The organism is Halorubrum sp. F4 (assembly GCF_027257195.1).
In the GTDB taxonomy this organism is placed as follows: domain Archaea; phylum Halobacteriota; class Halobacteria; order Halobacteriales; family Haloferacaceae; genus Halorubrum.
Map to the genome: position 1 here is coordinate 1 of NZ_JAPDFS010000021.1, position 10,490 is coordinate 10,490.

The following is a 10,490-nucleotide window of genomic DNA, read 5'->3' on the forward strand; positions in this document are numbered from 1 at the left end:
GCCGCGACGCTCCCTTCTCGACGGGATCGACGCCACCGCAACCGACATCGCCGCAACTGACGCCACCGCAACCGACATCGGCACAACGGACATCGCCGATCGCGACGAACGACGCACCCGCACACACCACATCGACGACACAACCCATACATGCCACTCGCTACCGACGACTTCCTCGACATCGACGACGTGACGCCGGCCGAACTGGACGCCCTGCTCGATCGTGCGGCCGCGATGAAGGCCGACGAGACCGATCCGCGACTCCCCGACACCACCCTCGGAATGATCTTCGAGAAGCCCTCGACGCGGACGCGGATCTCCTTCGAGACGGGAATGACGCGGCTCGGCGGCCACGCGATGTTCCTCGGCCCCGACGACCTCCAGCTCGGCCACGGCGAACCGCTGCGGGACACCGCCCGGGTGCTCGGCCGCTACGTCGACGCGGTGATGGCGCGGCTGTTCGACCACGGCGACGTCGAGACGCTCGCCGAGCACGCCGACTGTCCCGTGATCAACGGGCTCACCGACGAGGCACACCCCTGCCAGACGCTCGCGGACCTGCTCACGATCCGGGAGTCCGTCGGCGAGGACGCCACCGTGGCGTGGGTCGGCGACGGCAACAACGTCGGGCAATCGTTCGTCGTCGGCGCGGCGATGGCCGGGATCGACGTGCGGGTGGCCACCCCCGCCGACTACGGGATGGACCCCGCCGTGTTCGAGCGGGCGGCCGAGTTCGGCGCGGACGTGGAGCCAAGGACGGATCCCGGTAGCGTCGTCGACGGGGCCGACATCGTGTATACCGACGTCTGGATCTCGATGGGGCAGGAAGACGAGCGCGAGGAGAAACTCTCCGCGTTCGACGGGTTTCAGGTGAACGTCGACCTGCTGGCCGGTACCGACGCGAAGCTGATGCATTGTCTGCCCGCCCACCGCGGTGAGGAGGTCACCGACGACGTGCTCGAGTCCGACCGCGCGCTCGTGTGGGACCAGGCGGAGAACCGGATGCACGCACAGAACGCGCTGTTGGTCGAGTTGCTCGGCGAGGGGGGATCGTAGCGTCCCGAGGACGGGCTGTAGCGCCCCGAAGACGAACCGACGGTCGGTCGCCGTCGGTGTCGGTGGAGTAGCCACCGCCGATAGCGTCTCGTCACGATGACGCGATCGGTCATAATTTACTATCTGGCTTATATACTCCTGCTATGAGTCGGCAGACGGACATACCGGAGACGATCGCGATGGCTTCAGAGCCGTCGAACCCGTTCACAGACCTGCCACTCAACGAGTGGCGAGACGTGTTCTTCGGGCTCACTGAGGACGTGAAAGAACACCTCATCGCTGATATGAGTCGGTCGGAACTGGAAACGTTCATCGACCGTCTCGATCCGGACGAGGTGACGGACGTTCTCGGGTACACTGACGAGGAGACGCGTGAGGCACTGCTCGCTACGCTCGACAGCGAACGCCGCGAGAAGATCGACTTCCTGCTCTCGTTTAACCCTGAAAGCGCGGCCGGGGTGATGAGCCTCGATTACGTCACCGTCGATGAAACACGAGACTTCCCCGACGTGGTCGAACGCGTTCGTCGGTTCGAAGAGCGGACGGGACAGGTCCCGACGATCTTCGTCACTGCCGATGGAGAGTTACAAGGAGAACTCCCCGGCGCGGCGCTGTCAGTGGCCGATGACGAAACGGCGAAACTCGGTGACTACGTCCAGGAGACGCCGCACGTCCGGTACGACCGCGATGACGAGGAGGTCCTCGAGGTGTTCAAGCAGAACCGCGAGCGTTCGGTGGCCGTGCTCGACGAGGACGAGGACGTCCTCGGAGTGATCCACGCCGAGGACCTGTTGCGGCTGCTCGAAGAGGCCCGGGGTGAAACGCTCTACGAGTTCACCGGTGTCGCGGAAGAGGAGAGCGTCCTCGACGGCCCGGCGACGAAGGTGCGGCGACGGTATAAGTGGCTGATCCTCAACCTCGGAACGGCGTTCATGGCTGCCGCGGTGGTCGGCCTGTTCGAGTCGACCATCGCCGCCGTCGCCATCCTGGCAGCATACATGCCGGTCGTCGCGGGAATGGGCGGAAACGCCGGCACACAGGCGATGGCGGTCACGGTTCGCGGGATCTCGCTCGACGAGGTGTCGCTCAACACCGGCAAGCGTGTCATCTTCAACGAGGTGGTCGCCGGTGCCGTCAACGGGACGATCACCGGGGTCCTCGTCGCCGTGATCGCTACGGCCTTCTCGTTCGGCGAGTTCGGTGTCCTGCTCGGGGCGGTCATCGGCGTCTCGATGGTGGCAAACCTCGTCATCGCGGGCTTTTTCGGTGCCATCACGCCGCTTCTGCTCGACCGACTGGGCTACGATCCGGCCACGTCCGCGACGATCTTCATCACCACGGCGACCGACGTGTTGGGCTTTTTCGTCTTCCTCGGGTTGGCTCAGGCCGTCCTGTTGTAGGCGCGGCCTGAGTGTCCGTCACTCCCCGAGCCGCTCGGCGTGCTCGGTCACGACGCGGCCGAGCCGCTCGGTCCGCCGCCGGAGGTCGTCGTCGGGGATCCGTCCGTCATCGTCGATCTCCGAGGACGCCCCGCGGATCCCGACCTCGTGGGGGACGGTCCAGGCGTGGACGTTCCGGAACGTCGACCGCAGGTGTTCGAGGGTGCCGCCGTAGGAGCCGCCCCCGGCGGTCGCGAGCAGGCCGACGGCGGTGTCCTCGTACTCGTCGGAGCCGCAGAAGTCGTGGAAGTTCTTGAACGTCGAGGAGTAGGAACCGCGGTACACCGGAGTCCCGGCGATCACGCCGTCGGCCTCGCGGACCCGTCGTTTCAGCCGCTCGCTGTCGCCCTGTGCGTCCTCGTCGGGGTGGTACAGCGGGAGGTCGACCCGCCCGAGGTCGATCAGATCGGTCTCCGCGCCGGCGTCGGTCGCCGCGTCGAGCGCGACTCGGAGGGCGGCCCTTGTAGTGCTTTCCGTCCGCCGACTGCCGGAGATCGCGACGATCCTGGTCATACCGCGGGTTCGGGTCGCGGCGTCAAAAACGGAAGCGGTTCGTCGGGCGGCGATCGACCTCGATCGCGCTCACCGGGAATTATGTCGGTCGCCGTCAACGACTCTCCCATGGATCAGATCTCCTTCGGCACGGACGGCTGGCGAGCCACGCTCGACGTCTTCACCGACGACCGCGTGCGGATCGTGGGGCAGGCGGTCGCCGACCACCTCGAGGCGGCGGGACACGACGAGCCGGTCGCCGTCGGGTACGACGCCCGCGAGACCTCGGAGGGGTTCGCCGAGAGCCTCGCCGAGGTGCTCTCGGGCAACGGCTTCGACGTCCTGCTCCCCGAACGCGACGTTCCCACCCCCCTGATCGCGTACGGCATCGTCGCGGAGGGACTCGCGGGCGCGTGTATGGTGACCGCCTCCCACAACCCGCCCGAGTACAACGGCGTGAAGTTCATCCCGAGCGACGGCGCACCCGCGCTGCCCGACGTGACCGAGAACGTCGTCTCGCGGCTCGCGGAGCCGGACCTCCTGCCCGAGAACGAACGCGGGGAGGTCCGACGGCACGACTTCGTGACCCCACACGCGGAGGCGGCCCGCGACCTCGTCGACGCCGATCTCGACGGACTCACGGTCGCGTACGACGCGATGCACGGCAGCGGCCGCGGGGTGACCGACGCGCTGCTCGAGGCCGCCGGCGCGGAGGTACGCCGCCTGCGTTGTGACCGCGACCCGACGTTCGGGGGCGAACCGCCCGAGCCCAGCGCGGAACACCTCGAGGATCTCGCCGACCTCGTGACGGATCCCGAAAGCGACGTGGACCTGGGAGTCGCCAACGACGGCGACTCCGACCGGGTCGCGGTGGTGACGCCCGAACGCGGCGTGCTCGACGCCAACCTCTTTTATGCCGCCTGTTACGACCGGCTCCTGGAGGACGACTCCGGCCCCGCAGTTCGGACCGTCTCGACGACGTTCCTCGTCGACCGGATCGCGGAGGCACACGGCGAGGAGGTGTACGAGACCCCGGTCGGGTTCAAGTGGGTCGCCGAGGCGATGGGCGAACACGACGCGCTGTTCGGCGGCGAGGAGTCCGGCGGGTTCTCCGTGCGCGGGCACGTCCGCGAGAAGGACGGCGTGTTGATGGCGCTGCTCGCGGCCGACGCCGCCGACGCGGAGCCGTTCGACGCCCGCGTCGACCGCCTGCTCGACGAACACGGCCGGATCGCCGCAGGGAAGGTCTCGATCGACTGCCCGGACGACCGGAAGGCGGGCGTCCTCGACGAGCTGGAGGACCACATTCCCGAGTCCGTCGACGGCCACGCGGTCGCCGATGTCGTCACGCTCGACGGGTTCAAGCTCCTCTTGGAGAACGGATCGTGGCTGCTCGTCCGACCGTCGGGGACCGAGCCGAAGCTACGGGTGTACGCGGAGGCCGACAGCGACGACCGGGTCGAGTCGCTGCTGGCGGAGGGTCGGGAGCTCGTCGAGCCGCTCGTGTGAGCCGGACGCGCCCGCCGGTGTGACCCGACCGTACCCAGTCACACGGCCCGAGTGCGCCGTCCGGACGCGCTCGGATTGGGTGCCTTTTTAGGGGATACCACCCTAGTCGAGCGTATATGTTCAAGGCCATCGTGAGCGCGTCGACGCTGCAGGACGCGCTCGATTCGGTGAGCGTGCTGGTCGACGAGTGTAAGATCCGCCTGAACGAGGAGGCGCTCTCGATCCGCGCGGTCGACCCCGCGAACGTCGGCATGGTCGATCTCACCCTCGAGGCCGCCGCGTTCGAGTCCTACGAGGCCGACGGCGGCGTCATCGGCGTCAACCTCGCCCGCCTCGAGGACATCGCCGGCATGGCCAACTCCGGCGACCTGATCCACCTCGAACTCGACGAGGAGACCCGTAAGCTCCACATCGAGACGGACGGACTCTCGTACACGCTCGCGCTCATCGACCCGGACTCCATCCGCCAGGAGCCGGACATTCCAGACCTGGACCTCCCCGCCGAGATCGTCGTCGAGGGGGCACAGCTCGACCGCGGCGTGAAGGCCGCCGACATGGTCTCGGACCACATCCGGCTGCGCGTCGACGAGACCGCGGAGACGTTCCTCATCGAGGCCGAGGGCGACACCGACGACGTCGACCTGGAACTCGCCCGTGAGGACCTCATCGCGCTCACCGCCGGGGCAGCGGACTCGCTCTTCAGCCTCGACTACCTCAAGGACATGAACAAGGCGATCCCCGGCGACGCCGAGGTCACCGTCGAGCTCGGCGAGGAGTTCCCCGTCAAGCTCCACTACGCGTTCGGCGAGGGGTTAGGTCAGGTGACGTATATGTTGGCCCCTCGCATCCAGAGCGACTGAAGCCCTCGAAAACGACAGCTTCTGTCCTTTCTCTCTCCTCTTCTTTTCGGGTCTCTCTCCCTCCCCTTCCGCTTTTCGACCGTCTCACGTTCCGTTCGTGACCGGCACTCGTACCGTCACCCGCGTCCCGCGCGGCTCGCGGTCGGCGTACGCCACGTCGGCCCCGAGCGCGCCGGCGGCCCACTCGACGACCCACAACCCGAGCCCGGATCCGTGTTCGAGCGCGGTCTCCCGGCCGGACTCGACCGCCTTCACCTCGTGGTCGGGGATCCCCGGCCCGTCGTCATCGACGACGAGGAGGAACCGGCCGGGCTCCTCGTCGCCCGCGTTCTCGTCGCCCGCGTTCTCGTCGTCTCCGGCCGTTCCGTCGTCCCCCGCGTCCTCGCGCCGAAGCGTCACTCGGACCCACGCGCCGCCGTCCTCCCGCTCCGTACCCGCGCCGTCGTGGTGCCCGATCGCGTTCTCGACGGTGTTCTCGACGACCGCCCGGAGGGCGTCGGGCCTGAGTCGGGCGGTCGATCCGCCCGCTCCCTCCGCTCCCCGTGCTCTCTCCGCTCCCTCCGCTCCGTCCTCGCCGACGTCGATCGTGAGGTCGACGGTCGCGTCCGGGTCGCGCTCGCGGGCTTCGTCGACGACTTCCTCGACGACCTCGGTCACGTCGACTTCGACGGGGTCGGCGTCGGCGAGCAGCGACTCGACGGTGCCGGCCTTCTCCCCGAGCGCGGCCAGCGCCCCTGATCGTCGCTCGATCGCGTCGGCCATCCGGACGAGTTCGGGGTCGTCGAGTCGCTCGACGAGCAGTTCGCCGTAGCCGTGGACGAGTCCGGCGTCGTTGCGGAGGTTGTGTCGGAGCACCCGATTGAGAACCTCCAGCTGTTGGCGGCGGCGTTCGCGCTCGGTGACGTCCGAGAGGACCACGGTGTACCCGACGTGGGTCCCGTTCGGGTCGGTCAGCCGCGAGGTCGACACCGCGTACGTGCGGCGGCGGCCGCCCGTGTTGACCGTTATCTCGTCGTCCTCGCCCACGGTTATCGGCACGTCGAGGAACACCGAGAGCGGTCTGTCACGGGCGCTCGCGGCGTCGACGCCGAGAAGCCTCCTGGCGGCGGGATTGAGTCGGACGATCCGATGGTCGAGCGCGAGCGCCACGATGGGGTCGGCGAGGTCGTCGATCGCCGTGCGCTCGGCGGCGCGGCTGGTGGTCGGGTTCCGGTCGAACATCTCCGCGCGGTTGAACGCGTACGCGTCGAGCAGCACGTGCGGGACGAACATGAGGGGTGCGAGCCGGAGCTGCGGCACCGGTCCCACTCCGAGCGTCCAGGCGACGAGCGCGAATCCCGGCGGGAGCGAACTCAACGCCACCGCCGCGCTCTCGCGCCGGTAGAGGGGGCCGTAGCTGAGTAGCGTGTCGACGAGCAGGAAGACCGCGCTGGCGACGAGGACCGTCTCCACCGCGACGACGAGGTACGCCCACGGGCCGAGCGCGTACGAGACGGTCGAGACGCCGAAGACCGGATCGAAACGGAACCCCGTCCAGAACGCGCCGTGGAGGGGGTTCGTCGCGAGGACGACCGTCGAGAGGAGGCCGAACCCGACGACCACGGCGAAGGGGCGGCTTCGAACCACGTCGCTTCGTCCCGTGTACTCGAGCGCGAACCCGAGGAAGGCGATCCCCGTCCAGAGGACTCCGAGCCACGTCGTCGTCTCCAGAAGGACCCGGAGCGTCGGGTCGTCGACGAGCAGGCCGACGCCGTAGGAGAGACACCACGTGGCCTGCGCCGCGAACACGCCGAGGAACCAGTCGACGCCCGGCCGGCCGCGATGACGACGGATCGCCCACGCGAGCCCGAGCGCACCGGCCCCGCCGGCGATCGACCCGACGGCGGGCCACGCGGGGACGACCGGCCACGCGGCGGAGAGCCACGCGGGGACGGCGTCGAGTACCATACGCCCGGTACGACGGTGAGGCGCGGCCTAAAGCTGTCGTGCGCTTCCGGGCGGGAGGCGGCGGGCGTCAGCCGTGCCGCTCGATGACGCGTTTCGCCGCCTGTCCCTTCTCCTTCCAGCCGTATCCCGCGTCGTAGACGTGGCGTTTCGCCTCGACGAGTTCCTCCGGCGAGGACTCCTCGAAGCCGCCGCGGTCCCACGCGCCGGAGGTGTGGAGCCACTCGACGACGTTCTCCTTGGTCTCCGGCCAGGAGAGCCCCACCATCTCGTACCACGCGACCATCGCGAAGACGGCGTTGTCGTGACAGCCGGGGACGGATCCGCGCTCGTAGACGGTCCGCATCGGCTCCCGGGTCGGCTCCGAGACGAGTTCCTTGAACTCCGCGGCGGTGAGCAGTCGGAGATCGTCGTTCTCGCGGACGATCCGCTGCTCGCGTTCGAGCGCGCCCAGCGCGGCCTTGTGGAGCCCGCCCCACTCGTCGTCGACCGCCTCGCGGAGGGCCGCCTCCGACAGACCGTCGGGCTCCGCGGTGAGGACGGACAGGAGGTCCGTGTACGCCTTCTCGACGGTGGGCCAGCTCACGCCCTCGAAGTCGCAGTCGGCGTCGTGGAGGCTGTTTGTCGTCCGGCAGCCGGGACACGGGTAGCGGAACGTCGGCACGAGTGGCCGTGTGCGGCCGCCGAAGTTAGGGTTTTCGCGACGCTCCGTCGATTCCTCCCTTCCGAAACGTTTACTCGCCGTCCGACCGCGGTATTAGGTGACATGACCAAAGTCAGCGTGATCGGCGCGGCGGGGACCGTGGGAGCTGCGGCCGGCTACAACCTCGCACTGCGCGACGTGGTCGACGAGCTCGTCTTCGTCGACATCCCGGACCAGCGCGAGACGACGATCGGCCAGGCGGCCGACACGAACCACGGCGTCGCCTACGACTCGAACACGACGGTCAGCCAGGGGGAGTACGAGGACACCGCCGGCTCCGACGTCGTCGTGATCACGGCGGGGATCCCCCGGCAGGAGGGTCAGACCCGGATCGACCTGGCCGGCGACAACGCCCCCATCATGGAGGACATCGGGTCGTCGCTTTCCGAGTACAACGACGACTTCGTCACCGTCACCACCTCGAACCCGGTCGACCTCCTCAACCGACACCTGTACGAGGCGGGCGACCGCGACCGGGGTCAGGTGGTCGGCTTCGGCGGCCGGCTCGACTCCGCGCGCTTCCGCTACGTCCTCTCCGAACGCTTCGGCGCGCCCGTGAAGAACGTCGAGGCGACGATCCTCGGCGAGCACGGCGACGCGCAGGCGCCCGTCTTCTCGAAGGTGCGCGTGAACGGGAGCGACCCCGCGTTCGACGCCGACGAGCGGGAGGAGATCCTCGCGGACCTCCAGGAGTCCGCGATGGACGTGATCAGCCGGAAGGGCGCGACCCAGTGGGGGCCCGCCACCGGGGTCGCCCACACCGTCGAGGCGATCCTGAACGACACCGGCGAGGTGCTCCCCTGCTCGGTCGTGCTCGACGGCGAGTACGGGTACGACGACACCGCCCTCGGCGTGCCGGCGAAGCTCGGTTCGAACGGCGTCGAGGAGGTGGTCGAGTGGGAACTCGACGAGTACGAAGCCGACCTGCTCGACGACGCGGCCGAGAAGCTCTCCGAGCAGTACGAGAAGATCGCGTAGGCGACGCGGCGTCACCGGCGTCCGTACCGTTCCGTACCGTTCCGTATCCATACGAAACCCTCCGTATTGCTCCCGAACCCTCCGATACCGGACGGTGCGCTCATAGTCGACTTCATGTGCTCGCCCCTTCGAGAACCGACCATGAGCGCGTCGGACCCGGACTCCCGGAAGCACCGCCCCCTCATCGCGGCGACGCCGGACGCCGAGGTCGTGCTCCCGTGGCTCCGCACGCTGGCGATCCTCGCCGGATTCCTGGCGTTCGCGATCCTTCTCGTGACCGTCGAACTGCTCGGCCGAATCTGAATGGCTCCCGTCATCGTAGATCCCATCCAGGAGGCCGCTATCGGCGAACTTCACTTTCGCTTTCGGGCTCGAATATAAACCGCGTCGGCACGACGGTCCCCGCATGAGCCAGTCCACGTTCGACGACGACGACCTGTTCGGGGAGGCCGCGGCGGAGACGCGCGCGGAGGTCGAAGAGCACCTCGCGGCCGCCCGCGAGGAGCTGCCCGACCCCGACGACGTGTGGGTGACGGACGCCGAGAACGTGCTCGGCGCGCTCAACGGGCTCAAGTCGGCACTCGACGTCGGCGACGCGGTCGACCACGTCCGGTCGGCGAAGAAGGCGTACGTCCTCGGCGAGCGCGCCGACGCCTTCGAGGACGCCGACGACCTCGAGAGCGAGATCGCCGATCTGGAGTCGCTCGTGGGCGACATCGAGTCGGCGGCCGAGGAGGTGGCCTCGCTCACCGGGACGATCCCCGCGATCCGCGGCGCGCTCCAGGACGCCGCGGACGACGAGGAGTAGCCTGCCACGTTCGGTCCTCCGCTCTCCGCCCGCCCGGATCCGATCCCCGTCTTCGTCCCGGTTCGTCCCGGGTCGTCCTCCGTCCTTGACTCGACCCGTCCTCTCGAGCGGGAACGCCCTCCTCGGTTTATGTTCCGTGCGGCCGAAGTTCCGAGCATGGTGGAATCCACCACGGAGGCCGTCCGCGTCTGGCTGGTCGAACGGACCTACTCCGACGACGAACAGAACGTGGTGATCCTCACGTACGCCACGCCCGACGGGGAGCGGTACTTCCGGAAGGAACGCGCGCTCACCTCCTTCTCGGACGTCCGGGACACCACCGCCGCCGTCGAGGCCGGCCCGGGAGAACTCGGTCCCGTCGACGACCCGGAGCTTCGAGAACGATACGCCACGGAGGCGAGACGGATGCGGGACGCACACGACCCCGGCGACGTGATCTGACCCGCCTCGACGGGACCGTTCCGTCGCTTCGCGGTCGGAAACGCGTCAGCGGTCGGCGTCGGCGTCGCGATCCGCGACCTCCCGGTCCGCGACGGCCCGCGCCAGCTCGGCGAGCGCGTCGCCCGCGCGGTCGAGCAGCTCCAGACCGCGCTCCGCGTCGCCCGCGGTCGGGTCGCCGACGACGCCGTTATCCGTGAACTCGTCCGAGTCGTGCGCGAGGTTCACCCCGGAGACCCATTCCCCCCAGCGGTCGACCCCCC

11 protein-coding genes and 2 pseudogenes are annotated in these 10,490 nt (G+C 68.8%); 9 read left to right on the forward strand and 4 right to left on the reverse strand.

The window, feature by feature from the left end; genetic code table 11:
- The 3 genes and pseudogenes from OKW78_RS15795 to OKW78_RS15805 form a co-directional block, all read left to right on the forward strand.
- Nucleotides 1-193: pseudogene (locus OKW78_RS15795) on the forward strand (hypothetical protein); the annotation flags it as partial.
- Complete coding sequence (gene argF, locus OKW78_RS15800) at nt 151-1,056, forward strand: ornithine carbamoyltransferase (RefSeq protein ID WP_281196023.1); 906 nt, start codon at nt 151-153, stop codon at nt 1,054-1,056. The pseudogene OKW78_RS15795 and the gene argF, both read left to right, overlap by 43 nt.
- A 143-nt stretch (nt 1,057-1,199) precedes the next feature.
- Nucleotides 1,200-2,456, forward strand: coding sequence for a magnesium transporter (locus OKW78_RS15805; RefSeq protein ID WP_281196024.1), 1,257 nt, complete (start codon nt 1,200-1,202; stop codon nt 2,454-2,456).
- Between the two features lie 18 nt (nt 2,457-2,474).
- Here the strand turns inward: OKW78_RS15805 and OKW78_RS15810 are convergent, their stop codons facing one another.
- Complete coding sequence (locus tag OKW78_RS15810) at nt 2,475-3,008, reverse strand: NADPH-dependent FMN reductase (protein WP_281196025.1); 534 nt, start codon at nt 3,006-3,008, stop codon at nt 2,475-2,477.
- A 108-nt stretch (nt 3,009-3,116) separates the two neighbouring features.
- Between OKW78_RS15810 and OKW78_RS15815 the strand changes: the two genes are divergently transcribed.
- Together OKW78_RS15815 and OKW78_RS15820 are read left to right on the forward strand one after the other, a co-directional pair.
- Nucleotides 3,117-4,496: a phosphoglucomutase/phosphomannomutase family protein gene (locus OKW78_RS15815; protein WP_281196026.1), complete on the forward strand. Its 1,380-nt coding sequence runs from the start codon at nt 3,117-3,119 to the stop codon at nt 4,494-4,496.
- A 116-nt stretch (nt 4,497-4,612) separates the two neighbouring features.
- Nucleotides 4,613-5,356 carry a DNA polymerase sliding clamp gene (locus OKW78_RS15820; protein WP_066413032.1) on the forward strand — a complete coding sequence of 248 codons (744 nt, stop codon included), beginning with the start codon at nt 4,613-4,615 and terminating at the stop codon, nt 5,354-5,356.
- An 84-nt stretch (nt 5,357-5,440) separates the two neighbouring features.
- Here the strand turns inward: OKW78_RS15820 and OKW78_RS15825 are convergent, their stop codons facing one another.
- Nucleotides 5,441-7,303 (reverse strand): histidine kinase N-terminal 7TM domain-containing protein, encoded by a 1,863-nt coding sequence (locus tag OKW78_RS15825; RefSeq protein WP_281196027.1) that lies wholly within the window; start codon nt 7,301-7,303, stop codon nt 5,441-5,443.
- A 67-nt stretch (nt 7,304-7,370) separates the two neighbouring features.
- On the reverse strand, nt 7,371-7,964 hold the full coding sequence (locus tag OKW78_RS15830) for a hypothetical protein (RefSeq protein ID WP_281196028.1): 594 nt from the start codon (nt 7,962-7,964) through the stop codon (nt 7,371-7,373).
- A 102-nt stretch (nt 7,965-8,066) separates the two neighbouring features.
- Here OKW78_RS15830 and mdh point away from each other — a divergent pair, with 102 nt between their 5' ends.
- The 4 genes from mdh (at nt 8,067) to OKW78_RS15850 (ending at nt 10,230) form a co-directional block, all read left to right on the forward strand.
- A complete protein-coding gene (gene mdh / locus OKW78_RS15835) occupies nt 8,067-8,981 on the forward strand; it encodes a malate dehydrogenase (RefSeq protein ID WP_281196029.1) in 915 nt (304 codons plus the stop codon).
- Between the two features lie 141 nt (nt 8,982-9,122).
- Nucleotides 9,123-9,284 (forward strand): hypothetical protein, encoded by a 162-nt coding sequence (locus tag OKW78_RS15840; protein ID WP_281196030.1) that lies wholly within the window; start codon nt 9,123-9,125, stop codon nt 9,282-9,284.
- Between the two features lie 103 nt (nt 9,285-9,387).
- Complete coding sequence (locus OKW78_RS15845; protein ID WP_281196031.1) at nt 9,388-9,789, forward strand: DUF5790 family protein; 402 nt, start codon at nt 9,388-9,390, stop codon at nt 9,787-9,789.
- A 156-nt stretch (nt 9,790-9,945) separates the two neighbouring features.
- Nucleotides 9,946-10,230, forward strand: a complete 285-nt coding sequence (locus OKW78_RS15850) for a hypothetical protein (protein ID WP_281196032.1) — start codon at nt 9,946-9,948, stop codon at nt 10,228-10,230.
- Between the two features lie 45 nt (nt 10,231-10,275).
- Here the strand turns inward: OKW78_RS15850 and OKW78_RS15855 are convergent.
- A pseudogene (locus tag OKW78_RS15855) lies at nt 10,276-10,490 on the reverse strand (hypothetical protein); the annotation flags it as partial.